Annotated in this window: 27 protein-coding genes; 15 read left to right on the forward strand and 12 right to left on the reverse strand. The window is 38.3% G+C overall.

The annotated features are described in order from the left end of the window. Positions 1–20: 20 nt before the first annotated feature. Together WIW72_RS07715 and WIW72_RS07720 are read left to right on the forward strand one after the other, a co-directional pair. On the forward strand, positions 21–815 hold the full coding sequence (locus WIW72_RS07715) for a hypothetical protein (RefSeq protein WP_337700217.1): 795 nt from the start codon (positions 21–23) through the stop codon (positions 813–815). After that, positions 812–1,348 carry a MogA/MoaB family molybdenum cofactor biosynthesis protein gene (locus WIW72_RS07720; RefSeq protein ID WP_337700215.1) on the forward strand — a complete coding sequence of 179 codons (537 nt, stop codon included), beginning with the start codon at positions 812–814 and terminating at the stop codon, positions 1,346–1,348. The genes WIW72_RS07715 and WIW72_RS07720 overlap by 4 nt, the downstream gene beginning before the upstream one ends. On the opposite strand, the gene WIW72_RS07725 is transcribed toward WIW72_RS07720, so the two are convergent. Next, entirely contained in the window at positions 1,334–3,217 is a 1,884-nt protein-coding gene (locus tag WIW72_RS07725) for a 4Fe-4S dicluster domain-containing protein (protein ID WP_337700212.1), read from the reverse strand. The genes WIW72_RS07720 and WIW72_RS07725 overlap by 15 nt on opposite strands. Positions 3,218–3,487: 270 nt before the next feature. On the opposite strand from WIW72_RS07725, the gene WIW72_RS07730 reads away from it, so the two are divergent. Both WIW72_RS07730 and WIW72_RS07735 read left to right on the forward strand, forming a co-directional pair. Next, positions 3,488–3,970 carry an AAA-associated domain-containing protein gene (locus WIW72_RS07730; RefSeq protein ID WP_337700210.1) on the forward strand — a complete coding sequence of 161 codons (483 nt, stop codon included), beginning with the start codon at positions 3,488–3,490 and terminating at the stop codon, positions 3,968–3,970. Between the two features lie 63 nt (positions 3,971–4,033). After that, positions 4,034–4,765 carry a VIT1/CCC1 transporter family protein gene (locus tag WIW72_RS07735; RefSeq protein ID WP_337700208.1) on the forward strand — a complete coding sequence of 244 codons (732 nt, stop codon included), beginning with the start codon at positions 4,034–4,036 and terminating at the stop codon, positions 4,763–4,765. Here the strand turns inward: WIW72_RS07735 and WIW72_RS07740 are convergent. Both WIW72_RS07740 and WIW72_RS07745 read right to left on the reverse strand, forming a co-directional pair. Next, positions 4,746–5,672 carry an MBL fold metallo-hydrolase gene (locus WIW72_RS07740; protein ID WP_337700206.1) on the reverse strand — a complete coding sequence of 309 codons (927 nt, stop codon included), beginning with the start codon at positions 5,670–5,672 and terminating at the stop codon, positions 4,746–4,748. The genes WIW72_RS07735 and WIW72_RS07740 overlap by 20 nt on opposite strands. Positions 5,673–5,694: 22 nt before the next feature. After that, the gene (locus WIW72_RS07745; RefSeq protein ID WP_337700204.1) at positions 5,695–5,952 is read right to left on the reverse strand and encodes a hypothetical protein; all 258 of its coding nucleotides are present in this window, start codon (positions 5,950–5,952) and stop codon (positions 5,695–5,697) included. Positions 5,953–6,078: 126 nt separating this feature from the next. On the opposite strand from WIW72_RS07745, the gene WIW72_RS07750 reads away from it, so the two are divergent. The 7 genes from WIW72_RS07750 (at position 6,079) to WIW72_RS07780 (ending at position 12,370) form a co-directional block, all read left to right on the forward strand. Continuing rightward, entirely contained in the window at positions 6,079–7,263 is a 1,185-nt protein-coding gene (locus WIW72_RS07750) for a glycosyltransferase (RefSeq protein WP_337700202.1), read from the forward strand. A 2-nt stretch (positions 7,264–7,265) separates the two neighbouring features. Next, positions 7,266–7,874, forward strand: a complete 609-nt coding sequence (gene cas4, locus WIW72_RS07755) for a CRISPR-associated protein Cas4 (protein WP_337700200.1) — start codon at positions 7,266–7,268, stop codon at positions 7,872–7,874. 49 nt (positions 7,875–7,923) lie between these two features. Beyond that, positions 7,924–9,138 carry a bifunctional hydroxymethylpyrimidine kinase/phosphomethylpyrimidine kinase gene (thiD, locus tag WIW72_RS07760; protein WP_337700198.1) on the forward strand — a complete coding sequence of 405 codons (1,215 nt, stop codon included), beginning with the start codon at positions 7,924–7,926 and terminating at the stop codon, positions 9,136–9,138. Beyond that, positions 9,135–10,004: a ribokinase gene (locus WIW72_RS07765; RefSeq protein ID WP_337700196.1), complete on the forward strand. Its 870-nt coding sequence runs from the start codon at positions 9,135–9,137 to the stop codon at positions 10,002–10,004. Before thiD ends, WIW72_RS07765 begins: the two co-directional genes overlap by 4 nt. Positions 10,005–10,097: 93 nt before the next feature. Next, on the forward strand, positions 10,098–10,793 hold the full coding sequence (locus WIW72_RS07770; RefSeq protein ID WP_337700194.1) for an MBL fold metallo-hydrolase: 696 nt from the start codon (positions 10,098–10,100) through the stop codon (positions 10,791–10,793). After that, entirely contained in the window at positions 10,786–11,511 is a 726-nt protein-coding gene (locus WIW72_RS07775; protein WP_337700192.1) for a class II glutamine amidotransferase, read from the forward strand. Before WIW72_RS07770 ends, WIW72_RS07775 begins: the two co-directional genes overlap by 8 nt. 34 nt (positions 11,512–11,545) lie before the next feature. Beyond that, positions 11,546–12,370 (forward strand): zinc ribbon domain-containing protein, encoded by an 825-nt coding sequence (locus tag WIW72_RS07780; RefSeq protein ID WP_337700190.1) that lies wholly within the window; start codon positions 11,546–11,548, stop codon positions 12,368–12,370. Here WIW72_RS07780 and WIW72_RS07785 read toward each other — a convergent pair. After that, positions 12,367–13,350: a histone deacetylase family protein gene (locus tag WIW72_RS07785; protein WP_337700188.1), complete on the reverse strand. Its 984-nt coding sequence runs from the start codon at positions 13,348–13,350 to the stop codon at positions 12,367–12,369. The two genes, WIW72_RS07780 and WIW72_RS07785, sit on opposite strands and share 4 nt — an antisense overlap. Before the next feature lie 35 nt (positions 13,351–13,385). On the opposite strand from WIW72_RS07785, the gene WIW72_RS07790 reads away from it, so the two are divergent. Next, positions 13,386–14,447, forward strand: a complete 1,062-nt coding sequence (locus tag WIW72_RS07790) for a M24 family metallopeptidase (protein ID WP_337700186.1) — start codon at positions 13,386–13,388, stop codon at positions 14,445–14,447. Here the strand turns inward: WIW72_RS07790 and WIW72_RS07795 are convergent. Beyond that, positions 14,444–15,583 carry an aminotransferase-like domain-containing protein gene (locus WIW72_RS07795; protein WP_337700184.1) on the reverse strand — a complete coding sequence of 380 codons (1,140 nt, stop codon included), beginning with the start codon at positions 15,581–15,583 and terminating at the stop codon, positions 14,444–14,446. The genes WIW72_RS07790 and WIW72_RS07795 overlap by 4 nt on opposite strands. Beyond that, positions 15,556–16,509 carry an ornithine cyclodeaminase family protein gene (locus WIW72_RS07800; RefSeq protein ID WP_337700182.1) on the reverse strand — a complete coding sequence of 318 codons (954 nt, stop codon included), beginning with the start codon at positions 16,507–16,509 and terminating at the stop codon, positions 15,556–15,558. Before WIW72_RS07800 ends, WIW72_RS07795 begins: the two co-directional genes overlap by 28 nt. A 60-nt stretch (positions 16,510–16,569) precedes the next feature. On the opposite strand from WIW72_RS07800, the gene WIW72_RS07805 reads away from it, so the two are divergent. After that, positions 16,570–16,884, forward strand: a complete 315-nt coding sequence (locus WIW72_RS07805; RefSeq protein WP_337700180.1) for a winged helix-turn-helix transcriptional regulator — start codon at positions 16,570–16,572, stop codon at positions 16,882–16,884. On the opposite strand, the gene WIW72_RS07810 is transcribed toward WIW72_RS07805, so the two are convergent. The 4 genes from WIW72_RS07810 to sul7s all read right to left on the reverse strand — a co-directional run bounded on the left by WIW72_RS07810 (position 16,874) and on the right by sul7s (position 20,385). Then, positions 16,874–17,557, reverse strand: a complete 684-nt coding sequence (locus WIW72_RS07810) for a polyprenol monophosphomannose synthase (RefSeq protein WP_337700178.1) — start codon at positions 17,555–17,557, stop codon at positions 16,874–16,876. The two genes, WIW72_RS07805 and WIW72_RS07810, sit on opposite strands and share 11 nt — an antisense overlap. Then, positions 17,529–18,008, reverse strand: a complete 480-nt coding sequence (locus WIW72_RS07815; protein ID WP_337700176.1) for an RNA-binding protein — start codon at positions 18,006–18,008, stop codon at positions 17,529–17,531. Before WIW72_RS07815 ends, WIW72_RS07810 begins: the two co-directional genes overlap by 29 nt. Before the next feature lie 3 nt (positions 18,009–18,011). Beyond that, the gene (locus tag WIW72_RS07820; RefSeq protein ID WP_337700174.1) at positions 18,012–20,132 is read right to left on the reverse strand and encodes a xanthine dehydrogenase family protein molybdopterin-binding subunit; all 2,121 of its coding nucleotides are present in this window, start codon (positions 20,130–20,132) and stop codon (positions 18,012–18,014) included. Positions 20,133–20,196: 64 nt separating this feature from the next. Then, a complete protein-coding gene (gene sul7s / locus WIW72_RS07825) occupies positions 20,197–20,385 on the reverse strand; it encodes a winged-helix single-stranded DNA-binding protein Sul7s (RefSeq protein WP_337721339.1) in 189 nt (62 codons plus the stop codon). 70 nt (positions 20,386–20,455) lie between these two features. Here sul7s and WIW72_RS07830 point away from each other — a divergent pair, with 70 nt between their 5' ends. Continuing rightward, positions 20,456–20,815: a hypothetical protein gene (locus WIW72_RS07830; RefSeq protein WP_337700170.1), complete on the forward strand. Its 360-nt coding sequence runs from the start codon at positions 20,456–20,458 to the stop codon at positions 20,813–20,815. Here the strand turns inward: WIW72_RS07830 and queC are convergent. Further along, entirely contained in the window at positions 20,812–22,203 is a 1,392-nt protein-coding gene (queC, locus tag WIW72_RS07835; RefSeq protein WP_337700168.1) for a 7-cyano-7-deazaguanine synthase QueC, read from the reverse strand. The genes WIW72_RS07830 and queC overlap by 4 nt on opposite strands. 44 nt (positions 22,204–22,247) lie before the next feature. Between queC and WIW72_RS07840 the strand changes: the two genes are divergently transcribed. Continuing rightward, on the forward strand, positions 22,248–24,485 hold the full coding sequence (locus WIW72_RS07840; protein ID WP_337700166.1) for a DEAD/DEAH box helicase: 2,238 nt from the start codon (positions 22,248–22,250) through the stop codon (positions 24,483–24,485). Here WIW72_RS07840 and WIW72_RS07845 read toward each other — a convergent pair. Continuing rightward, positions 24,482–24,964, reverse strand: coding sequence for a M48 family metallopeptidase (locus WIW72_RS07845; protein ID WP_337700164.1), 483 nt, complete (start codon positions 24,962–24,964; stop codon positions 24,482–24,484). The two genes, WIW72_RS07840 and WIW72_RS07845, sit on opposite strands and share 4 nt — an antisense overlap. Positions 24,965–25,002: the final 38 nt, after the last annotated feature.

Consider the following 25,002-nt stretch of genomic DNA (forward strand, 5'->3'; position numbering starts at 1 on the left):
GACGAACTCCTTTAAAGCTGATGATTACTGAGGGATATTTTCTCGTTTATGACAACGTGATTTGGGCAGTTAAAGGCTGTTTTCACCCTGATGGTTATGCTGTAGCTATTCCTCGATTGTATAAGGGTAGAAAAATCAAGAAGTTAAACGAAGCGTTAGTCATCGTTAAGCAGAAATTTCAGCATCTCTTAAAATACCTAGATGAGATCGGTTTCGAAGTTCCTCTAGTTCCCTTAGAAGAAAGTGTTATCCTCGATCCCTTCGATCCAAAGAAAGAAAGACCCGAAATCATTAAAAGATTTCTTAGCTATTTCGACGGATCAGTAGGAATAACAGGTAGCTTACTCTACGCTAATAAGTACAATGATATGGATTTTCTCTCATTCAATCCGGATCATTATTACACCCTACTGGAACTAAGAAGAAGAGGAGTTACGATCCCACTAAATGCTTTAAATGAAGAGGAAGTTGAAGTGCTTAGTAAAAGGGATTTTGAAACCCTAAAAAGAGATAGAGTACTTGAGGGAATATTTAATGACACACCTTACACTTTCAAGATTGTAAAATGTGTAGACTTTGGATTGGTAATAAGACAGAGAGAATTCAGGGGAATAATAGAGATCATTAAGGCGAAAAAATCTTATACTCTCCCTGTCATTTATGAAACGACACAAGGTCTAACTCTGACCTCTTTTAGGACTAGATTCACCGAAATTAAAGAAGGCACAAGACTGTATGTAGACGGAATATTACTCGAAAGAAATAAATTCCTCGACCTTGACTTAGACTTAGCCAAGGAGGTTAGGATTATATGACTCATGCTCACGAAAAACACAGAGAACATGCCCCTAAACAGATAAACTTTTACATAATAACGGTAAGCACGTCAAGATACGAGAAACTATCTAAAAAAGAACCCGTTGTTGATGAGTCTGGTGATGTTATAAAACAATTAGTTATTGAAGCCGGCTACACAGTCGTAGGCTACTCCTTAGTCCCTGACGACAAGGTTAAGATACTTAGAGCATTTGCGGAAGCACTAGACGATCCAAGGGTGGACGTAATAATCTCCACTGGAGGGACTGGATATGCACCTTCAGACCAGACTGTAGAGACCATAAGACCTATTTTTGATAAAGAGATCGAAGGTTTTTCTGACGTATTTAGAAATATCAGTTTTGATGACCCTAAGGTGAGGGCTGCAGCGTATTTAACCAAAGCAAGCGCAGGGATAATTGGGAAAAAAGTCGTCTACTTATTACCAGGGTCTCCAGACGCTGTTAGGTTAGCAACAAAAGAATTGATTTTGCCAGAAGTAGGACATTTACTTTATTTAGTTAGAGCCTAAAATTTTGTTTACCTCTTTAATAACAACTTCTTTATCCTTCTCATCTATTTCGGCAAATTTGTCCATAAAGAAGTAAAGGAACAATAACTCTTCTTTGGTTAACCGATTGAGCTGAGTTGAGATTATCTTGTCAGCAACTTTTTTGAAAAGCTCCTCAGCTATATCCTCGTACCACTTTGAGTCATCCATTAACAAATCACCGTCCTCTACTCCTTGGTGGAGTTTTGATATTATGTTCTTTAACGCCTCTAAGTTTAGAGTGGGAAAGACTGTGTCTAGTGGGGTCTTTATATTAAGTTTCCTAGCAGTTATGGGGCATAACGTATATTTAACTGGTAACTTACTTTCAACAGTTTTACCGGATATTTCCTCTAAGAAAGCCAGACTGCATTTGTTTAATTCTTTCTTTTTTGTCTTTATTCCAAGCATACATGGGATATGAAGATTTTCCCCCTCTATATCTGTATCTGGTAATATCAATTCTTCAACGAGGATAATATCGATTATTTTAAATCTCTTTATAGGTTGTAAATAGTGGTATTCTTCTGGAGTTATAGTCAATATTTCATTTACTCCCTCTAATTTCTTAGATATATTCTCCCAATCAACCTTATCAAGCAACAAGTCTAAGACGTTAATATCCAGTTTTATTAGACCAACTTTTTTCCCCTTAGAGTGAAGATAAAGCAAAGCCCTGATTGCTCTATCTTCAAAGCCCTTACTTATAGGAGTAAGTACTATTACCGAAGTAGCAGGTAGTTCCCTCACTTCTGGTAATGAAGTGTCTATTTTATTATACCTTGCATACTTCCTTAAGTCAGAAAGTATATCAAGCTTAGAGGGACATACATCAACACACTTTCCGCACATATGACAGTTTATTAATCCTTCCGCAAATCCTAATGGTTGTAGCACGTAAAGCCCTAATGGAGTATAAATTGGAGAGCCCATCATTTCCCCGTAAGGACATACATCAACGCATCTGCCGCAAAGTACACACCCGTTTAAATTGTTCTGTGCATCCGAGTCCGAATAAGATGTTAATGGGATTGTGTCAATGAATTTTAACGGAGTATTGGAGTAAATGACAAAGTAGACTTTTGTTCCCCTGAACCGAAGTATTGTTCTCTCGCTTCGTTTCAAGTTTTCCTTTATCTGAAAAATACCGTTAAGGTCAGTAGTACCGTAATATCTATACTTATGTCTGGGAGACAAATCTTCATACACCGGATCTACTTTCTGTAAGTCAGAAACGTACTTTAACAAGAGTTGCTCTCTAGTGGACGGATAAGCGACGATTAACTTAGCTACTCCCCCTTGAATGTTAATTGTAATATCTCTAAACGCTGGAAAACCGGAGGAAAACCAACTCTTTAATTTGTATAATATTGCGTCTATGTCATCTGTAGTATAACCTTTGTTAATTAATTGTTTTAGCTCTTTCTTAATGTATACAGCGTATATTATACCTCCATTATATTTCCCTGTATATTTAATTCCGTTAAGATACCCTTCGACCTCTACACGATCTTTAATCAGTCCAAATTCATTAAATCCGAACCCAGCATCACCAAAGAATACACTACCGCCTACTGAGAAATCAAGATTACCGAATAGTTCAGGGCGATACCTAATTACATCCCTCCAAGGAGTACCAGCTAATACTCTTAGTCTATCACCTAAATCCTCAACGCCCTTCAGTCCGGTCATATCTAGTACTTCATTACCCTCTATACCTCTAGAAAACTCATATCTAGGGACACCTCTTAATTTAGATAAATCGGAATAAGGATCAACTCTAATAATCTTTGGTAAAGATGAACTTCTTCTTGTTAATGATAACTGTGAATATAGTAAAGGCTCGTCCATCAACGTATATATGTGATGAAAGTATAAATTTTTTCTTTTTAGAATTCAATTTAGAATTGAATATATCAAATCATATTCTGATATTAAGCATACAACGAGAACTTTAATCTACTAATAAAAAATCTAGATGATCGTTACAATTCTAGCTTAAACATTGTTAACTACCGCAATAACAATGAAAGATAATATATTTTTAATACTTGGAGCAACCATGTTATTGAATGTTAATGAAAATAAAGTTTTTATTAACAATACCTATTCTAAGGGTATATGGCTACAAGTACATATAAGGTTATTCATCCCGATGCTAGAGTTGCAGATTTGTTAGGTTTGCTTACTACTTTACATAATACCTTTAATGATAAAGTGGATATATACATACTTGAGAAAGAGTTAGAAGTAGATATGGACGAACTAATGCCGATCCTTTATGCTGCAAATACGATGGGCTTTATAAATTTAGCTGAAGGTGATGTAATAATTACAGATAAAGGACTGGATTTTCTTAAGGCAAATCTCAAGAAGAGAAAGGAGTTGCTGAGAGAGTCAATAGATAGGCTAGAGCCTTTTTCGACGGCTAAGGAACTTAGATCTTTCACTGTAAAAGAGTTGCTAGAAAAACTTGAGGATAAGGGGATCACAATTTATAGCAGCCCTACTGGATACAATGATTTAGAGATCATTTTAGTTGAGTGGGGTATATACTCAGGATTTCTAGCAAGAGAAGGAGATCACTACATAGTTAAGGTATAAATTACATTACGATTTTTCGTAATCCAAGAAGGGTTTAAAGATTTTTTAACAAACAAATTAAACATGGAAGAGCCGGTAATACACTATACTAACGAGGCAGACACTTTTAGGACTAGAGTTTTCGGAATCCAAGACGGGCTTATAGGTGTTGGTTCAATTGCTATAGGTGCTGCAGGTTATTCTCAAGACCCGTTACTAGTCCTTGTTACGGGGTTAATTGCATCTATAGGTCAAGCTTTTTCCATGGGTATAGGAGAATACATCTCTACGAGAGTCAGGATGCAAATCATAGAAAATGAAATTAAAAAAGAAAGCTTTGAAATAGAACATTACCCTGAAAAAGAGAAGGAGGAATTGAAGCAATTTTACATCCAAAAAGGTCTGCCAGAAGAGGAAGCTGAAGAAATCTCAAATAGATTAATGAAAAACAAGAACATAGTACTAAACGAAATGTTAATCCATGAGCTTAGACTGTTCCCAGAAGGATACGAGAGTCCAGTGAAATTAGGACTATTAATGTCTCTATATTTGGTAATAGGCTCAATAATCCCACTATTTCCTTTTATTCTGTCACTATTCTTCAAGATTCCCTTCATCTATGACGTAGTCAGTTCTGTAGTGTTAATAGCAATAACCTTGGGCATTTTCGGTTCTATGTCTTCAAAATATACTGGACTCAGTAAATATAGGGGAGCTTTTGAGCAAATAGCAACGGGTATGTTAGCTATGGCGGGAAGCTACGTAGGCGGACTAATACTAGCTCACATCTTACCTCTCACGAATCTCCCGCTGTAAGAAGCTTTGCTAGATTTCTAGGTATTTTAGCCGGTCTGTTATCTTTTTGGAAAAGCTCTTTTCTCCTAGCCTCCAAGATCATAGGCTCTATTGACAAGTACTCTGCAGCAGTGATTACCCTACATCCTACTGACTTAGCTACTTCCTTCACTGGTTTAAGTATGTTTTCGTAATTAAGATCACGTAAAACATGGTGATCAATAATAGCATATTGAAGACCGTTTTTTACTATATTTTCTAGATTCTTTATTTCAATGTCTAATTCTTCTTGGGATAATGCTCTACCTAATAAATAGCTTAATGGTCCATCTATAATTAGAAAGTTAGGCTTAACCTCGTTGATAAATCTCACATGTCCTTCCTTTGGTGCACCCTCAATGTCAGAGGTGAAGAGAACTGTTCCGTCCTTATCATTAATTGCAACCTGAACTACATAGCCAAGTCTTTCATCAGCACCATGAGGAACAGCAGGAGAAAACTTTATCATCGTAGAGCCGAACCTTATCTCTTTCCCATCCGCACTCTCAACTACCTTAGGTCTATCTTTAATAGATTTTAGAAATCTAGGAGCTCTTCTGAACTTTTGGCTAGGGTTTATGTTATTCTGAGGGTCTTTGATAAAAAGTACTTTTTTGTCGTAAATATCAATAGGAATTACGTACCCTGGATCATGATGATCATAATGGTAATGAGTAACAATGATTACATCAACGTCTTTAGAAACCTCAAAGATTTTTTTAGCTAGCTCGCCTAGTCTGTCAACTTCTAATTGATGAGGGGGTAAATTATACCTCCTCGGAGCAAGTGAGACAGCAGGATCTACCAGAATTCTTACGTCTTTAGTCTCTATAAGTGTAGCTTGAGATCTTACCCCTAAGCTTTCAAAGGCTAGCGGTTTAACTTCCATAACTTTACTCTTCTCTCAAGGATTAAAATCTCATTGTGGTTATGTCCATTATTGCTTCCCTTAAGGATCTTTTCATCTCTTGTATATCTCTGTACGCCATTCTGAGCCCGTAGTTAGTGCGTCTTTCCATTAACTTACCTATTCCGTAGATTGCAAATCCAGAGATAGTAGTTATGTGAAAAGGATCGTCAAGTCCGAAGGCGATAAATTTCCCTACAGCTTGGACTGTTCCTCCTTTTACTTCATAATCTCCTAATATCTCTTTAAACGTGTTTTTCATACTTATGATCTGTGTGGGGAAACGATTTAAAGGAGAACGCATTGTATCAAGGTATTTTAACGTAATAAGACCCATGTGTATTACCTTACAAAAGAATTTTAAACAAGATAAGACAGTGTTTAATTAATGCTAGATGATATCATTGCCATATTCAGTATCTTAGTCTCAGGCTGGAGTGTTTATAATTCACTTTTAGCGATGTATGGTTTCACATGGTCTCCTACAAAACACACGAACTATTCTGGCAAGACATTTTCTATTATTATACCCGCTAAAAACGAGGAAAAAGTGTTACCGCGACTTCTAGATAGGTTGATAAACCAAGAGTACGATAAGTCCAAATACGAAATAATAGTAGTTGAGGACGGTTCTACTGACAAAACGTATGAAGTATGTAAACAATACGAAGAAACTTACAGTAGAGATTTCATAAAATGTCTTAAGTTAGATCAGCCTAAAGTACCTAACGGGAAAAGTAGGGCATTGAATTATGCATTAAAAATAGCCAATAATGAAATTATAGGAATTTTTGATGCCGATACAGTTCCGAAATTAGATGTCTTAAACCAAGCATCTTCTTGGTTTGATAAGAATGAGGTGGTTGCTGTACAAGGGAAACTAATACCGATTAACGTAACGGAAAATATTGTGACAAGGTTTGCGAGTATTGAAGAACTCTTCCACGAATACTCTATTGCCGGTAGGGCACGCTTGGGCTTATTTGTGCCCCTTGAAGGGACTTGTACTTTCATAAGGAAAGAAACGCTGGAGAAAATAGGAGGGTGGAATGAGTTCACCTTAACCGAGGACCTCGACTTAAGTATATCCTTAATCTCTCAAGGTTTTCAAATAAAATATGACCCTATGATAATAGCCTGGCGAGAAGTACCATCCAGCCTAAGATGGTTGGTCAAACAAAGGTTAAGATGGTATAGGGGACATTTCGAAGTAACGATAAGATTGCCCCAAGGCAAAAAACTAGACCTTAAAATAATAGACGGATTCTTACTTATAGGTACGCCTTTATTAATGGTATTGAATTTAGTTAATTATTCATTAGTGTTAATCTACTCCACATCTCTGTTTGTTATAGCTGCATCCTTCGTTTCAGCAGCCTCGTTTATCTCCTTCATAGTAACCGTCACTATTTCAAGAAAACATCTTATTGAATCCTATTACTCAATATTATCACTCATTTACATGAATTTCGTTGTTCTCTTAAATTTAACAGCACTATTTATGGAAATCGTCAGAGCACCTAAGGTCTGGATAAAGACGGAGAGGAGTGGAAAAATAACATCGGAGGTCTAGAGATGATAATAGATGAGTTAGTTAATTCAAAAATCATTGACACATTATCACATAAGCGTGAGGATAAAGTATTATACGTCACAGATCTAGTTAGATGTGCTCTTAAGATAAAATACGAAGAAAAATATAAGGAACTTTCCATAGCAGAGTCGATTAAACCGTCTGCAATTCTCGGGGATTTAGTCCACGAAGGGCTGGAGAAATTCCTAGCTGAGAAATTTAATGCAAAGTTGGAAGTAGAAAGTGAGAAGCAAGTTACATTAGCTCAAGACGTGTACAAAATAAAAGGCAGAGCAGACGCGATCATTGAGGGAGAAAAGAAAATAGTTATAGAAATTAAAACAGCTAGAGCTGATAAAGGCTTACCGTTAGAACATCATAAACAGCAGTTGAGGTTATACTTGTGGCTTTTCGACGCCAATGAAGGGATCTTAGTCTACATTACCCCGGATAGAGTAACGGAATACAGTATCCGTAATAAGGCTGAGGACGACGAAGTGATAAGACTTGTAGAGGAGACAATCAAATTGCTGAAAACCCCCCGATATAACTGGGAATGCAGTTATTGCATCTTTAACGTAATATGCCCAGAGTCTAGGAAAAACAAGTGAAAACGTCTGTTATTATTTTATATTTTGATTGCCAGAGTTTTTACATAGTATGGAAACCAGAAAAAGACCTACCGTAATGACTATAGCTGGAAGCGATTCTGGTGGAGGGGCTGGGTTACAAGCAGATCTAAAAACCTTCACTTCTTTAGGAGTTTTCGGAACTACAATTATTACTGGACTGACAGCTCAAAACACTCAAGGAGTCTATAAAGTCTTAGAGGTACCTTTAGATTTCATAGAAGCACAGTTTGACGTAGTAATGAAAGATCTTTCACCTCAATTTGCCAAGACAGGTATGCTAGCTAACTCATCAATAGTTAAACTAGTAGAGAAAAAAATCTTGGAGTATTCAATAAAACTAGTTTTAGACCCAGTGATGGTAGCCAAGAGCGGAGATCAACTCGTAACTGAGGACACCGTTGAGGCTTTGAAAAGCCTTATGAAACATTCCCTTATTACGACACCTAACAAGTTTGAAGCCGAGAAGCTCACGTCCCAGAAGATAAATAGTATGGAAGATTTGATGAAAGCAGCGAAAAAAATCTATGAGGAACAAGGCGTGAACGTTGTTGTTAAAGGAGGATCTACTTTAGGGGGAATTGATGCTGCTATAATTAACGGAAACGTAATAACCCTAAGGGGAGAAGAGGTAAATACTACTAACACACATGGAAGCGGAGACGTGTTCTCAGCCGCAATTACAGCCTATCTGGCTAAAGGAGAGACCTTAGAGAACGCCGTGAGGCTAGCTAAAAATTATGTTAATGAAAGCATAAAGTTCTCCCTATCCCTAGGAAAAGGGCACGGTCCGGTAGATCCCTTCGCCCCTATAGAAAGAATAGTAGAGAGAGAACAAGCAAGAAGTACTATTGAGAAAATACTATGGAACATTGAAAAGGAACCAGAGTTAATTACTACTTTATTAGATGAGGAGGATAAGTCGAATCTTGCAGTAGCAACAAGTTACGGAGATATTGCGAGCCTTGCTGGAGGGATAATCAGATACCTTGATAAGCTAAAACTTGACGGACCGATATTAGTTAATATAAACAATAAAGTTACTGAAGTAGCTAGAAAGTATAACAAAAAGATAGTATTATCCTTAACAGTTACAGATCGACTATTGAAAAAAGCTGAAGAAGGAAAAATAATACCTACTACCAGTGGTAAGACCGGGGATGTGATAATTGAAGGTGGAAGAGCTTATCTGACAGCTTATAGTTGCGAGGAATTAATAGGCAAATTGAGGGCTTTGACAAAATGATAACTGTCGTTGGAAGTTATAACGTGGACTTCATCTTAAAGGTAGATAAATTCCCTGAAGAAGGAGAGACTGTCTTCGTCAAAGACATTTATATAAGCCACGGCGGTAAGGGATCTAACCAAGCTGTCTCGGCATCAAGATTAGGAGCTAAAGTTAAATTGATTGCGGCTGTAGGTAATGATGAGTACGGCAGAAGGGCAATAAGCTTTTGGGAAGACGAAAAGATAGACGTGGGATATGTTAAAATAAAGAATGCACCTACCGGCTCAGCATATATTATTGTAAACGAGAACGGTCAGAATATGATAGTGGTAAACAGAGGTGCGAATATCTTTCTTTTACCTGAAGACTTAAACAGTGAATTAAAAGGCGAAGTAATGCTAACGCAGTTAGAAATAAGGGAAGACACTGTGAAAAAGGCTTTGAGAGAGTTTAACGGATTGAGAATTTTAAATCCAGCTCCTGCGACTCTTAACGATATTTCAATCTTGGACTATGTAGACATCCTCACTCCCAATGAAGTGGAATTTAAAGAGTTGAGTGGTGCTGACGATCTAGATTACGGTATCGAAGTGTTGTTAAAAAAAGTAAAAAAGGCTGTAATAATAACATTAGGAGAAAAAGGTGCATTAATAGGGATGAGGAATAAGAGAATAAGAGTGGAAACAATGAAGGTTAACGCTATTGATACAACTGGTGCTGGTGATGTATTTAACGCGACGTTGGCTGTGTATTTAGAAAAAGGTTATGAAATTGAGAGGGCAGTAAGAATAGCTAACATAATTGCAGCGTATTCGACCACTAAGATTGGAGCTTTAGGTCCTAGGTTAGAGGAGGTGAAAAGTTTAATTGAGGAAGAAGCTTAGAATCAAGAAAACCGAAGAAAAAGAAGAAGGGCACAAGTGTATAGGTTTATGTTGTGATGATTTGGTAAGTATTGAAGAACGAGATGATGTGAAATGAAGATCATATTCTTAGGGACTGGTGCTGGAGCCACCTTCGGGAGCAAGAGAATGAAAGCGGGTATTTACGTAAAGGGAGAAAAAAATTCCGTAGTCTTAGACATGGGTACTGGAGCTAATTTTAAGTTAGAAGATATGGGATTACTGGACTTTTCGACATTATTCATTACACACTTACACATCGATCACTTTAACGGAATTTTCGACCATCTAGTCCAGAGAAAACTGAAGGGATTACAGACCTTGAGGATATATTCCCCTAAGGGGCTCACGGAAGTCCTTAACACGTATATAAAAAGCGGAAATAACATATACGCTGAAGTAATAGAATCTGATTTGCCTTCGGCGGAAGTAGGTGAACTTCAAGTTTACTCTATAAAAGGATGTCATAGCATATATGATGTAGCGTATGTAATTTCCGACGGTAAGAAGAAAATACTTTACACTGGAGACACAGCTGAACCTTGTGAAGACATTCTTAAAGAGTCCGAAAAAGTAGACTTAGTAATCCACGAGAGCAGTTGTATAGACGATTGTTCAAAATGGGGGCATACGTCCCTTAAACAACTCATGGAGCTTTTTCCGAGAGAGAAACTAATTCTCACTCACATTCCCGCTCAAATAGAAGATGAAATCAGAAAATTGGCTAAAGGATATAATATAGCTTTTGATGGTTTTATAATGGATGTGTAGATTACTGGCATTCGACGTAAAAGAGAAAGTCGAGCTAGAAGTGATTAAGGCCTTCGTAAATGCTGCTAAAAATGACATTTATTTTAAATATATCTCACATTCTCACGGTTGGGGAATATCGGCGATAATTGAAATAAACGGTAAACACAAGCTAGTCTATTATAAATCTCCGGAACCAATATACGAGGATGAGTTCTTTTACAATATTGTGAACTTACTAAAAGGTGATAGGGTTACCGGTATAATCCACGCTAGAAAGGCTGGGAAAGAATTCCTTATAGGGTTAAGGCATAACCACCCCTACCACATGAAAACTAAGACCCATGACCTTTACTTCGCTCATAACGGTTCAATAAACAGAAAGGCTTTTAGCCAGCCAGATCACCCTAGTACGGATAGCTATCTATTCTTTCTGGAGTTAGTAAAGGCCTTAGAGAGCTCTCAACAAGGGATAGAAATAGCTTACAAACAAGTAATAGATAATTTAAGTAAGTTCTCTTCAAGCTTAAATTCGGCTCTCCTTACTTTTAACGAAATAGAGGGACCGGTAGTCTACTTCGCTCACTACTATAATAAGGAGAGGATTAAAGAGATGGAAGAATATTATAAAGTGTACAAGTACGGAAATTACGTCTTCTCTTCTACGGTAGGATATTATCTTAATAGAGATGTCGAAAGTGTTGAATTGGGAAGAGTAATCAGATTGTTAAATGATTAAAGAATTTAAATAAACTAGATGAGAAATTTATTTTATGCCAAAAGAGGAGATAGTTGAAGCTAAAATTTTAGACTATGGTAAGCTAAAAACAATATATAGCTCAATCCAATTCGCCAGAGCTTATGCTAAAATAGTGAAAGACGGACCACCTCCTAGGGATATACCTAAGGAATTGTACTATCAAGCTCTACAGTCTAACGAAATAAGATATGGACCGCTGAAGGTGATAAACAACGGAAATTTAATCAAGATACCTGAAGTTAACGCTCTAGTTAAGTCCGATAGAGAAGGAATACCTCTCTACGCTATAGTGGATTTCACAGACGGAATCAAAGTATACCTTGCTTATGAAAAGCCAAAGACAGTCGTGGGTGTGGATATCGGTGTAAGACATTTGTTTACTATCGTGGCAATCAGGGGGACGACAGCTTGGAAAGTAAGGTACTGGGGTAATGAAGTCATAATAAACGAAATGATTAAAATTTTAGGAGATCCACAAGGTTTGCCAGAACTTAAAAACATAAGATCGAAAATAAAAGGAATCGTAGATGAGGCAGTAAAGTTTATAGATGAACTTGAGCCAAAAGTCGTGGCATTAGAAGACTTAAAACTATTTGAAGGTAAGGCAGGTCAAGCCCTAAGGGTAGTTGAGGAGATGTTGGAAGAAAGACTGTACAATGCCGGAATTAGGTATAGGAGGTTATCTCCGTTTAATACAAGCAAGATCTGCTCTAAGTGCGGATATAAGAAAGGAGAAATAATGGGGCCTTTATTTGTATGTCCTTCCTGTGGATTTAAGTCCGAAAGAGATTATAACGCAGCCTATAATCTAGCTCTTCAGTGCTACTACCAATGCTAGATCTTCCAGTACTCCCTTAAGATCCTTTTTTCTGTAGAGAGGAATTCCGCAAATTTACTTCTCGTTCTATCAGCACTTTTAGTACCCGCATAGTCCTTTTTCTCACCCTCTAACCCCTCTACAAAAGCCTTTATGCCCCTCTTCAAACCTACGCTATACCCACCCTCTAATACGGCGTAAAACTTGTTATTAAGTCCTAACAAGCCTAACGCATTATAAGTCCTCTCAGTAGCCCTAATACTAGCCAATCCGTCATCTTCGAAGGCGTCAAAACCGGCTGAAAATGCTATGAGTGTCGGTTTAAAGTCGTCTAATATTGATTGGATTATAGGGAATAAATCCTCATATAAATCATCCCCAGCCAGTGGTGGTAAAAGGAGATTAACCTTTGTACCTTTAGCTTCTCCCCCACCTATCATGTCAGGAAAACCGGTCCCAGGGTAAAGGGTATGAGGATCTTGATGAATATCTATGTGCACGACATCTGGGTTCTCCCAGAAGATTTCTTGTGTACCGTTGCCATAATGAACGTCAAAGTCTATGATAGCTACTCTTTTCAACTTCAATTTCAAGATGGGGTAAGCTATGTTGTTAAAGATACAAAAACCTAAAGTAGGTGCTCCTAAAGCTCTACCTGATTTACCCGCGTGATGACCCGGAGGGCGAACTAAAGCAAAACCGTTATTTTTATATGCTGTTAACGCTCCGCCTAACGCTAACAATGCAGAATTCCACGTGTGTTCGTTAGTATATGTATCGGCGTCTAACCATTCTCCTCTCTTGGAAGATAATTTTACTAGATTTACGTAGTTATCGTCATGAACGACTTTTGGCTCGTCCTCACCTACTTGATCTGGAGAGATAATAGGATTCTCTTTCAGGACTGACAACACAGTCTTTAATCTTTCGGGATTCTCAGCGTGACTAGAGGGATGTTGATGAAGAAGATATGTCTCGGAATAAACTAGTGGTATTTTCATTTACTTTAATACTTTCTCCCTGAGAATAAAAGTGTATGAATAGAGTGGCAAAAGTAAAGGAGTTAATGGTTAAAAACAACGTTGACTACATGTTGCTAGGTCCCGGAAGTAATATGTTCTATTTAAGTGGGTTCTCAGAAGAACAGATGGAAAGGCCTTTATTTCTTATCATTAGTCAATGGGACACTTACTTTTTAGCTCCGAAAATTTACGAGGAACAACTTGAAAAACTGAACTTTAACGTGGTTTCTTATAACGATGGAGAAAACCCCTACAAAAAGCTGAATATAGAGAGAGGTAAAAGTATAGCTATTGACGACACGCTATGGTCTGCCTTCACCATAGACATTTTAGATTCGTTTTCTCCTTCTCGCCTAATAAAGGCTAGTAATATAATGAGAGAGGTAAGAATAATTAAAGATGATGAGGAGATCGCCATTATGAAAGAGGGACTTAAGATCGCCGAAAAGTCCTTCCTTGAGACATTAGAAATAGCAAAAGAGGGAGTGACGGAGAGAGAAATCTCTACATACTTAGTACACAGGTTTATCGAAAACGGAGCTGACGGATATTCATTCGAACCTATCATAACTTCCGGGAGCAATACATCGATGCCCCACCTCCGTTCTACCAGTAAAAAAGTTAGAAACGGTGAGGTTATAATATTCGACTTTGGCGTGAAATACAAAGGATACTCAACAGATACTACGAGAGTCGCCTTTTTAGGAACTCCTACCGAGGAAGTAAAGAAGATTTATGAGGTAGTCAAGGAAGCTCAAGCGAAAGCTGAAGAATCCACAAGAGAAGGTATAAAAGCTTGCGAAGTTGACAAGATTGCTAGAGGAATAATATCTTACTACGGATATGGAGACAAATTTATTCATAGAACTGGCCACGGCATAGGAATAGACGTTCATGAAGAACCTTATATATCTCCCGACAACAAGAGAAACTTACAAAATAACATGACGTTCACTATCGAGCCTGGGATATACCTTCCTGGAAAGTTCGGCATAAGGATTGAAGATATGGTTTACATTAAAAACGGAAAGTCTGTAATCATGAATGAGCTCGAGAAAGAGATATTTAGGATCTAAGCGTATAACCATGCTTTTTTAAGTCTCTTTACACCTTCAACTATTTGTTCCTCTGTAGCTACAGATACGCTTAACCTAGCCATCGTCTCACCACCTCTTAAGAAGAAAGGCCTTGCCGGAACGAAGCTGAGCCCTAGTTTCACCGCTTCTAAAAACACTTTCCATGAGTCCTTCTTTAAGTCTAATAGTAGAAAGAACCCGCATTTTGGAGGGTTAAAGTCTTTAAAACCTTCGTTTTGAAGCGAATCTGTAAGGACACTCATCTTCTTTCTGTAATGCTCCGATAACGATTTCATCCTACTTGTCACGATACCTTTTCTTATAAGCCTAGCTACAACGTATTGATTTATCGTAGAAGTTGAGAAGTCCATTTGCTCCAGTAAAGCCAGTTTTTGTGATATATCCTCCCTAGCTATAACAAACCCTATCCTTAATCCAGGGGCTATTATTTTACTGAAAGAACTGATGTAAATAACCCTACCTTCTTTATCGAAATACTTGATAGGTTTTGGAGCACTTCCAGCTATAGGCTTATAAGGATCGTCCTCAAGGATATAAAAATCGTATTTACTTGCCAGCTCCACTAACTTTTTTCTTCTCTCCTCACATAAGTTAACTCCTGCAGGATTATGACAATTTGGTATAACATAAAGGAGCTTTATCTTCACTACCTTCAATAACATCTCGAGTTCATTGACATTAATTCCGTTTGAGTCTAAAGAAATTGGAACTACTACATTACTTCTCAGCTTAAGAGGAGTAAAGGTTTCGACAAAAGTAGGGTTTTCCACAGCTATTGTGTCGTTTTCGAGGAAGTACTTAGCTAATAACTCCATAGCATGTTGAGCTCCGCTCGTAACTACTATTTCGCTTTCTTTGGCTGATAAGTCGAGAGACGGTAATAAGATGTTTTTTATTTCCTTTATTAACTCCTCTTGACCACCAGCACCAGGGTAAAAGAGAACTTTACTTCCGTATTCATCAATTACTTCTTCATAAGCTTCCTTTATTTCCTTCAGAGGCATAACTCTTGGATCTGGCGTCCCACTAGCTAAGTTTATCTCAACCTTCTTAGCTGTTTGTGAGCCTAATTCTACTGGCGACAATTCTATTTCTTTTCCGATTCTAGAGACCATCTACCCCCCACCACTATTTCTGTACCCAAGCCTATTTTCTTAGCTTTTTCATATAATACTTTCATAACCGCTACGTCTTCCAGCCCTATCCCTAAGGATTTAAAAACTGTTATTTCGTCCTCGCTTTTCCTCTTTATTTGCCCATCTATAACGGAAGAAATCGGTACAACTTTATTCCAGTCTAGCATCTTCATTCTATCTGCTAAAATTAGGTCCCCCGCCTCTTCCTTAGCTTGTTGTAGATCTTCAACAACTATCAAAGATGCTACTTTGAGGACTTCTGGAAACAATTCCACCCTTTCTGGTAAATTAGAACCCATTGCGTTAATGTGAACACCTTTCTCTAGAAATTCAGATTTGAGAAAAGGATCCTTTGAATTCGTCACAGTGACTATCACTTCTGCATCTTTACACGCATCTTTGTAATCCTTGGCTTTTATCACGTTAAAGCCGTCCTTAAGCAACTGTTTCACTTCTAACTCTAGCTTCTCTTTGCTAAACACTTTAATAGTAACACCTTTCTTCAGTTCATGAAATGCTCTGACTTGGAATTGACCTTGTCTCCCAAGACCTATGACCGTAATGTGAGAATAACTTGGTTTTGCTAAATAGTCAGCTGCAATCACTGAAATAACTCCCGTTCTAATTCTGGTCAGAAGATCTGCCTCAGTTATTAACAATAACTCCCCGTTCTCGTCAAAGAGCATAGAAATGAAAGAACCTTTGAGAAATACCTTAAAGCCTAAATAACTGTCTATGCCACCCGCTTGATAAGTCAGTACACTACCGTGATAAGACGTTCTCACCCTTTTCGTATTAGCGGCGAGACCAGAATTCAATTGTTTAAAAGCTCTGACTAGTGAATCATAAACTTCCCTATAGTTTAACACCTTTTCAACGTCATTCTCTCGGAGCAGTAATGCCATTTAGTCCCTATTATCTTATGCCTTTCTGCTTAAAAGTAAAACTAATATAATTTTTCAATTATGGAATTAACCCCGAGGTTACAAGATATTATCTCAATTTTAAAAGAAAGGGGAACTGTAAACCTAAAAGATCTAGCCCTAGAACTTAAAATATCTCCAAAGACAGCTAAGGGTTACGCAAGGGAATTGTATCGGCTTGGTTTTGTAGAAATAGATGAAAATGATAACCTAAAGTTGAAGAACGAGAACCCTGATAGCGTAGAACATCTAAAGAAGACTGTCGAGATCCACGATAACGAAATAGCTTTACTTAAGAAAGAAATTGAACAACTAAAAGAGGAAATAACAAGACTTAAAAAGGCCCCTAAGAAGTAAGCCCTAAGGATAGTTTCATGACATAAGAAAGCCATCTTAACATTTTTCCGTTATCAAGCTTACTATTCCCTTTTTCTCTATCTCGGAATACTATCGGAACTTCAACAATCCGTAAATTATTCCTCAACACTTTGTATATAGCACAAATTTGAAACTCATAACCACCAGCGTTCTGGCAAGATGAAACGACTTCAACAGCTTTAGCACTATAGACTCTATAACCCGAAGTGTTATCCTGAACTGGAGAACGAAGAAGTATTCTAGTAATCAAATTCGCCCCCTTACTTATGATTTTTCTTTTCAAAGGCCAGTTTTCGATCTTTCCGCCTTGTATGTACCTAGAGCCTAAAACTAGATCAGCGTTCAAACTGGCGTTAAACATTGAAGGTAAGAAAGAGGGATCGTGACTGAGGTCAGCGTCCATAGTAGCGATATGTGACAGCCCCATCTCAACAGCCTTTCTTAACCCGAACCTCAAGGCACTTCCTAGACCTCTCTCGTTCGTTCTTACAAACACTACTGCACCCATCTGCTTGGCTATTTCTGCCGTATTGTCCCCACTATTATCATCAACTACAATTATTACTACATCCTTTACCCTCTCCCTGATTTCCTTTATCAGCACCTTAATGTTCTCAGCTTCATTATACGTTGGGACTACTACTCCGTACATTGCACATTTCCCATATTTTGTCGCTTACATAATGTAAATTTATTCCAAACTTTCCTTTCCTTTCAGCCATAGCTTTCTCCTTTGACATTACCACTTTTATTATGGATACGGGTAAACCGGTTTTCGTCTTTACCAAGACTATATCCCCCTCCTTACATTCACAATCGTAACTTACAATTCCAGGTGCAAACAAGTCAGCACCTTTAACCACATGCTTCACCGCTCCTTCGTCAATAGTCACAGAAGGTATATTCAACTTAAACTTCTGTATCAAACATATTGTAGGAATGAGTTCTTCTGAGAAGAAAGATAGTAAACCATCTATGAAATAATATACTTCCTTTTTTTCCTTACCTATTTCCACTTTACCGTCCAATTCCCAACCATACTTTTCTTTGACTCTAGATAAAAACTCCCTCTTATCCTTTTCAGACAAGAAATGCTTCTGCAAGACTTACTTCACCAGATCCTCAAATTTTACGGGCATTTTGTATATATACTTGCCTATACATTGCTCAATTGCATTAATAATTGCTGGAGTCGCAGCTACCGCTCCAGCCTCACCTATTCCTTTACTACCAGTTGGATGCGGAGACTTACCGAAGGTAATATAATGCCACTCAATCTCAGGGACTTCCACGGCTGTAGGTAAAGGATAATCTGCAAAGTTAGAGTTTATCAGAGCTCCATTATCGTTAAACACAACCCCTTCAAGTATAGCCTGAGAAATCCCTTGCAGTATACCACCAATAGCCTGACCCTCTGCTAGCAAGGGATTTATTACCACACCTACATCGTCAATAGCTATATACTTTGTTATCTTTACCTTACCCGTCTCGTCAACGGTAACCTTAGCTAAATGGACACCATAAGGCGTTGTAGGTGCTGTGTTAACTTTATATACAGCTGTAAAGTCGAGACTTTCACCCATTGAATACGCGTTCCGGACTATATCATTAAATTTAACCTCTCTACCGTCTTTCTTATGTCTAACTTTCCCTTCAGTGTATTCTACCTCTTCTATATCCGCGTTGAGAAGTTTAGACCCTATTTCAATTAGTTTAGCCTTCAACTTTTCACTAGCTAAAATAACTGCCGAACCGCCAATTGTCACCGTTCTGCTTCCCCAAGTACCTATTCCGTCTTCAATAATCTCTGTATCACCCCACCTTATCTCTATTTTTTCCATAGGTAACTGAAGGACATCTGCGGCAATCTGAACGAAAGCGGTAGGATCTCCTTGACCATGAGGACCGGTTCCAGTTACAAGAGTCACTTTGCCATCACTCTTGACATATATTCTTGCTACTTCCCAAGGGCCGAAAGCCGTGATTTCAACATATGTAGAAACACCTACACATCCATCGCCCTCATTCTTCAACTTTTCGTAATAACTCTTTCCAATCTCAAGAAGTTTCTTAACATCACCACTATCGTAAGTAATGCCGAAAACGTTTTTGTAAGGCAACGAGTCTATTACGTTCTTTAACCTGATTTCGTATTGGTCTATTCCGAGTTCGTTTGCAACTATATTCACTATTCTCTCTATAAAGTAAGTACCTTCGGGTCTACCTGCACCGCGGTAAGACTGAGTGGGAGTTATGTTTGTGTGAACTGCATAAGCGTCAATCTCGGCTCCGATCAGCTTATATAAACCCGGAAGCATTCTAACTGAGCTCTTTACATTACCTAGCTCATCGTCGTTTGCGTCGTAATACGGTGCACCTAGATTTCCTACTAATCTTCCCTTTATACCTAAGATTGTTCCATCCTTCTTAACGGCAACTTGGAAATCAAGGAACTTATCTCTCCCATGACCTGCAGATATCATTTCCTCAGTCCTTGTAGGGATCCACTTTAAGGGTTTTCTAGTAATGATCGCTAACTTGGCTAAAGCATACTCTTCCGGATGAGCAATGATCTTGCTTCCGAAAGCACCTCCGACGTCAGGTTGGATAACTCGGATGTTTTCCGTTCCTAAGAAGCTTACTAAATTACGTCTCAAGTAATGAGCAGATTGTGTAGAAGAGTAGAAGGTTAACTTGGTACCGTCATAATATGCTACGGCACCCCTTGTTTCTAAAGGAGAAGCGATTACCCTCTGATTGTAAAGTCTTCCAGATATTACCTTGTCAGCCTCCCTAAAGGCTTTCTCAACATCTCCACCTTTCCATGTTTCTTTATAAGCAATGTTACTCTCTAACTTAGAGTACACTTTTATATGATCCTTTAAAGCCTCTTCTGGATCCAAGACATATTGAAGAGGCTCATACTCAACTTCAATACTCTCCAACATGTCATATGCCTCATATCTGTCCTTAGCAATTACTGCCGCAATAGGCTGACCCACGTAAGTAACCTCTTGTGAAGCTATCGGAAAGTCCCTTCCAGGATTTATGTCCTCACCAGTATACATACCTTGAGTTTTCCTAACCCTTATCCTAGCATGAGGGGCTGTGCTCCTAAGAAAGGCAACAAATAACATCCCTGGAAATTCAATATCATCTACGTAGACTCCTTTACCCGTAATTAACCTTACATCTTCAACTCTCTTTATTGGTTTACCAACGTACATATCATATTTTTAAATGTCAGTAAATTAAAAACTCTAGCATTAAAGTAAGTTAACGAAAGTGCGATTAATTCAAAGAATTTTGAACATAATGAAAGTACCTACCATGTCTGGTTATTTTATTTTCCTTCATTAACTGTATTAGGGCATCGTTTACCTCTGGTGCTGGTCTGTTCACTAACTTCAGTAGCTCGTTAAAGGTTATCCACCCCTTCTCTCTCATTAGTCTCTCTACTTCATCTTTCACTGAACTCATGCTAAGGTAAAGAAGTAACAACAGTTAAAAAATATACATAAAATAGAGCTTGCGTAAATATTAAACAATTATGAAGCTCTATTTTCCTATACTGGCTTCAGACGTAACAATAATTTTAGGTACAATACTCTTGCTCAATAAAGTCCCTTTTTTAATCACCGTTGGTAGTATAATAGACATAGTTTTGCTTACCATTGCCGCTTACCTAATTTATAAGGGCATAAAATATTCGGATGTTCTGGGATTTGTCTTAAGTATAATTCAAATTCTAGGTAATTCTACTGATCCAGTTCATTTGAGAGCACTGAACGAGTTTGGCACAACATTATACTTGTCTATTTTAGACATCTTAATGGTGTTGTCATTTTACGTGTTTCCCCTAACCTACATAACTATGTTTCTTATAAAGAGAAAAAATCCCGTCACTTAACCCTCATATTCTACTGGGTCTTTTAATCCGTTAATTTCGAACGCTTTTTTCCTCATGTAACATGGGCCACATCTACCGCAATGTTTTTCGCCACCCTCATAACAACTCCACGTTAAATGTAACGGTGCACCTATCTCTACACCTAACTTAACTATTTCATGTTTTACTAAATTCCCTACGGGCATTAACACGTCAACTTTCTTGTTAGGACCAGTAGCATAAGGTGATAGTTTAGCGAAAAGTCTCACGAATTCCATCTCGTTATCAGGATAAGCTCCTGCTTCCTCGAGATTTATTCCCGAGGCTATTGCATCATATCCATGTGCCTCAGCAATAGCCAATGCTACGGAAAAGAATACTAGGTTTCTAGCGGGAACCCACTCGTGTGCGAACTCTGCTCCTTCTTCACCTCTTCTGTCCTTCACTATTTCTCCTCCACCCTTAAGAAGTGTCGAGTGTCCAACAATCTTGAAAAGATCCGTGTCTATCATCATGTAAGGGACTTGCAAAAATTCAGCGATCTTCTTCACTGCCTCTTTCTCTTTTTCCTCGGCTTTGTGGTGGTAATTGAAGTGGAGTAAAGTCACCTCATATCCATTCTTAAGTAAATAGGTAGCTGCAACAGTCGAGTCAAGCCCTCCACTAGCTATCACTAAAGCCTTCTTCCTTGGTTTCTCATCTAACAACGGGATTTCCTTTATTCCCATATTGTTTGATACTTTAACAATCGAGTAGGGATTTAGCTTCCTGACAAAGACACTGTCTAAGGGCTTAATACTAAAATATTCGTCTAAAGAGGTAAAGAATATAGCCCCTAATTCTTTATCGTACATCATATAAACAGGTTTAAAGTTTTGAGCGACGTAAATCGTGTTGGGATCTGACTTGTCACCTATTATGAAAGCAAAGCTGCCCTTTACACCTTGAAGAATCGTTTTCAAGACTTCAAGGTCTCCGTTCCATGCCTTATCCAAGATGGGAGGAATAACACTGCTATCTATCTTACTTTGCTTCCTGACTTTGTACTTCTTTTCGAGTTCTGAGTCATTAGCAATTATGCCGTTGTGAGTAACGATATACCGTTCTCCTTCAAATGGCTGAATCTCATTATAGTTCTTATCCTTTACATATTCGGTTGTGGGTTCAGCCCTATTATTTGCTATGACAACTCTGCTGTTTTCATCTAAAATCCCTTTTAACTTCTCCTCGTTTAACGAAGGTCTTCCGACCGACTTTACTACCTTAGTCTTACCGTCACTCTGAATTACTGCAACTCCGAAACTATCCCTTCCTCTATCTTCAGCTTTCTTTAAAATCTCTATAAGCTTAGCTTCGATCTCCTTGTAGTTCTCATGTTTAAGTATAAGTACTCCTGATACACTACACATTAAAGGCACTTAGCTTATAGGTAATTATAAAGTTAGTGAGAAAAATGTCACAAGACTATTTATTATCACGTGTCGAGGAAGGGCTTAGTTACTTCAATATAAAAATTGCTCACGTATATACAGAAACAGCTCTAGAGCCCGACTTGGGAAGCGAAGTAGAACAATTAACTTACTTAGACACCCAACTAATAGAAGAACTGAAGAAAAAAGGAATAAAGAAACTTTACAAATTTCAAGAGGAAGCGATAAAAAAGATCCTAGAGGGAAAGAGTATCTTAATTATTTCTGGGACTGGAACGGGTAAAACCGAATCTTTCCTTATCCCAGCGCTACAGTTTGCACTAAACGGTAAGCGAAGCGTCTTTATCTACCCTACAAAGGCGTTAGCGAGAGACCAACTAGATAGGATTATGAAGTTTTCAAAGGACTTGGGAATTAGTGTAGGGGTATTCGACGGAGACACTACCGATAAAGAGAGGGACAAGATGTATACAGACCCTCCTGATATACTAATTACAAACCCAGACATGATACACATTGGACTTTCCTTGAGTTATAGGTTTAGAAGCTTGGTAAGAGGTGCGGACTTGCTCGTATTCGACGAGGTACATGCTTACGAAGGGGTATTAGGAGCACATATAAGGATGATAAGCGATAGGTTGAGAGAGTTCGGCGATATTCAGATTGTAAGTTCTAGCGGGACTATTGACGCTTCTCCATATCTGTTTTCTGAGTTGTTTGGGATAGAAGGGGAAATAGTAAAGGGAACCCTCAGGAGAAAGGGGGTAGCGATCCACGCTTTACTTAACATAGGTTCAGCAAGCAGGTGGACGATCTCAGCATTCTTAGCTTCATTTCTAATAAAAGAAGGATTAAAGGTTTTAGTTTTTACAGATTCCCAACAAATGGCTGAGCTGGTCGCAAAGATAGCGTCTAGGTTCGGTGCTGACATAATGGTTCACAGGGCTGGAATCAGTAAGGAGGAAAGGAGAGCTGTAGAGGACGGAATCAAGAAGGGAAGAATTAAGGGAATTGTAGCTACTTCCACGTTGGAGTTAGGAATAGATATAGGAGACCTTGATGCTGTTATTATGGCACAAAATCCTCCCAGTTACACAAAATACTTGCAGAGAGCTGGTAGGGCAGGTAGAAGAAACAGAATAGGTTATATTTTTACCTTACTTGGTGATGACCCGATAGACTCCTATTACTTGAGAAGACCTAAAGAGTTCTTCGAGAGAAAATTAATACCACTCACTTTCGACCCTACAAATATCGAAGTACTGAAAGTCCACGCGGCAGCATATCTACTCGAGAAGGGTAAATTATCAGTGAGCTCCATACCGTCTAACTGGCTTAAAGCGTTCAAACTATTGGAAAGGGAGGGTGTATTGATAATTAAAGGAGAGGTTATTTTACCTACCCAAAGGCTTCTTCCCTTCGTGAGATCTTCACGTATAAGGACTACCGGACCTATCATAAGAATCTACGACGAGAGCGGAAAAGCTATCGGAGAGAGAGAATTACCGGTCGCATTATTCGACCTTTATCCAAGAGCGATCTACTTAATTTCCAAGCATAACTATGTAGTAGAGTCAATTGATTTAGATAAGCTCAAGGCTGTGGTTAAAAGAGTAAGAGATGACTTAGACTATTATACTAAGCCTATCTATTCTTCTCACCTAATGTCCATCGAGACTCTTGAGGAACGGAAAGTATACGGTTTACCCGTAAAGTACGGGAATGTAAGGATCATGGAAATAGTTGAGGGCTACGCCATCTACGACCTAATGGGAAGGAAGGATAGACCTAGAGAGGAGATCTATTATAAGGAACCTATAACTTTCACTTACGAGACTAAAGGACTACTAATAAAACACCCTATCCTACCAGAATTCAATGAAATTGACGCCATGGAAGCATTCCACGCAACAGAGCACGTTCTGATATCAGCTGCTAAAGTCGTAGCTGGAGCTGGTATGACGGACTTATCGGGAATAAGTTACCCTAGTGGTCACGTAGTCATTTACGACTCTGTAGTTGGAGGAAGTGGTGTAGCTAAGCTACTATTCGAAAGGCTAGAGGAGGCGTACTCAGTGGCTAAAGATATTACGGGTAGTTGCGATTGCGAGGACGGTTGTCCTAAATGCATTTACAGCCCGTTTTGCGGAAACAACAATAAGGTTTTATCGAGGAGGAAGTCCTTTAGGTTAATAAAGACGATAACTGAAGAAAGCTTAGAGGAGAAAAACGACGAATTATTCGGAAAACCTATTGCCTAACTAGACAAGTTAGAAACCCTTGCAAAAACGGATGGATGAGTAGAAAATGCATTAGAAGACTTATCCCCGTATCTTAGGAGAAGACTCCTCATCTCGTTAACTCCCACAACTTTACTTGCCAACTTGTCAGCTTGTAGTTCTAATTTCCTATGTACATACCTTTGTATTAATAGACTACTCATTAGGAAAATCACGAGAAGGGGAAATTGGTTTAAAATGCCTAGTATAGTCCCCCCTGTGACTGTTACTACTAACAAAACCCTATTTATTAAGTAATGCCTCAACTCCATGTGAGCGAGTTCATGGGCTAACACTGCTCTTATCTCATTTGGAGCTATTTCTAGAATTTTAGACGTTATTACTAGCTTATCTTTACCTAAGATAAACGCGTTTATCTGGTCGGAGTTTTTTACATACACCTTAATTCCGCTAACAGTAAATACGTACTTGGAACCCAGTAACGGTAATCTCTCTGACAATAATAACAGAGGGAGTAAAGCGAAAATAATCATTTTTA

The organism is Stygiolobus sp. CP859M (assembly GCF_037389975.1).
In the GTDB taxonomy this organism is placed as follows: Archaea; Thermoproteota; Thermoprotei_A; order Sulfolobales; family Sulfolobaceae; genus Stygiolobus.

Excerpts from the sequence above, each read along its gene's own strand:
- WIW72_RS07715 (WP_337700217.1), top strand. The coding sequence starts at position 21 with ATGATTACTGAGGGATATTTTCTCGTTTATGACAACGTGATTTGGGCA.
- WIW72_RS07720 (WP_337700215.1), top strand. The coding sequence starts at position 812 with ATGACTCATGCTCACGAAAAACACAGAGAACATGCCCCTAAACAGATA.
- WIW72_RS07725 (WP_337700212.1), bottom strand. The coding sequence starts at position 3,217 with ATGGACGAGCCTTTACTATATTCACAGTTATCATTAACAAGAAGAAGT.
- WIW72_RS07730 (WP_337700210.1), top strand. The coding sequence starts at position 3,488 with ATGGCTACAAGTACATATAAGGTTATTCATCCCGATGCTAGAGTTGCA.
- WIW72_RS07735 (WP_337700208.1), top strand. The coding sequence starts at position 4,034 with ATGGAAGAGCCGGTAATACACTATACTAACGAGGCAGACACTTTTAGG.
- WIW72_RS07740 (WP_337700206.1), bottom strand. The coding sequence starts at position 5,672 with ATGGAAGTTAAACCGCTAGCCTTTGAAAGCTTAGGGGTAAGATCTCAA.
- WIW72_RS07745 (WP_337700204.1), bottom strand. The coding sequence starts at position 5,952 with ATGAAAAACACGTTTAAAGAGATATTAGGAGATTATGAAGTAAAAGGA.
- WIW72_RS07750 (WP_337700202.1), top strand. The coding sequence starts at position 6,079 with ATGCTAGATGATATCATTGCCATATTCAGTATCTTAGTCTCAGGCTGG.
- cas4 (WP_337700200.1), top strand. The coding sequence starts at position 7,266 with ATGATAATAGATGAGTTAGTTAATTCAAAAATCATTGACACATTATCA.
- thiD (WP_337700198.1), top strand. The coding sequence starts at position 7,924 with ATGGAAACCAGAAAAAGACCTACCGTAATGACTATAGCTGGAAGCGAT.
- WIW72_RS07765 (WP_337700196.1), top strand. The coding sequence starts at position 9,135 with ATGATAACTGTCGTTGGAAGTTATAACGTGGACTTCATCTTAAAGGTA.
- WIW72_RS07770 (WP_337700194.1), top strand. The coding sequence starts at position 10,098 with ATGAAGATCATATTCTTAGGGACTGGTGCTGGAGCCACCTTCGGGAGC.
- WIW72_RS07775 (WP_337700192.1), top strand. The coding sequence starts at position 10,786 with ATGTGTAGATTACTGGCATTCGACGTAAAAGAGAAAGTCGAGCTAGAA.
- WIW72_RS07780 (WP_337700190.1), top strand. The coding sequence starts at position 11,546 with ATGCCAAAAGAGGAGATAGTTGAAGCTAAAATTTTAGACTATGGTAAG.
- WIW72_RS07785 (WP_337700188.1), bottom strand. The coding sequence starts at position 13,350 with ATGAAAATACCACTAGTTTATTCCGAGACATATCTTCTTCATCAACAT.
- WIW72_RS07790 (WP_337700186.1), top strand. The coding sequence starts at position 13,386 with ATGAATAGAGTGGCAAAAGTAAAGGAGTTAATGGTTAAAAACAACGTT.
- WIW72_RS07795 (WP_337700184.1), bottom strand. The coding sequence starts at position 15,583 with ATGGTCTCTAGAATCGGAAAAGAAATAGAATTGTCGCCAGTAGAATTA.
- WIW72_RS07800 (WP_337700182.1), bottom strand. The coding sequence starts at position 16,509 with ATGGCATTACTGCTCCGAGAGAATGACGTTGAAAAGGTGTTAAACTAT.
- WIW72_RS07805 (WP_337700180.1), top strand. The coding sequence starts at position 16,570 with ATGGAATTAACCCCGAGGTTACAAGATATTATCTCAATTTTAAAAGAA.
- WIW72_RS07810 (WP_337700178.1), bottom strand. The coding sequence starts at position 17,557 with ATGTACGGAGTAGTAGTCCCAACGTATAATGAAGCTGAGAACATTAAG.
- WIW72_RS07820 (WP_337700174.1), bottom strand. The coding sequence starts at position 20,132 with ATGTACGTTGGTAAACCAATAAAGAGAGTTGAAGATGTAAGGTTAATT.
- sul7s (WP_337721339.1), bottom strand. The coding sequence starts at position 20,385 with ATGAGTTCAGTGAAAGATGAAGTAGAGAGACTAATGAGAGAGAAGGGG.
- WIW72_RS07830 (WP_337700170.1), top strand. The coding sequence starts at position 20,456 with ATGAAGCTCTATTTTCCTATACTGGCTTCAGACGTAACAATAATTTTA.
- queC (WP_337700168.1), bottom strand. The coding sequence starts at position 22,203 with ATGTGTAGTGTATCAGGAGTACTTATACTTAAACATGAGAACTACAAG.
- WIW72_RS07840 (WP_337700166.1), top strand. The coding sequence starts at position 22,248 with ATGTCACAAGACTATTTATTATCACGTGTCGAGGAAGGGCTTAGTTAC.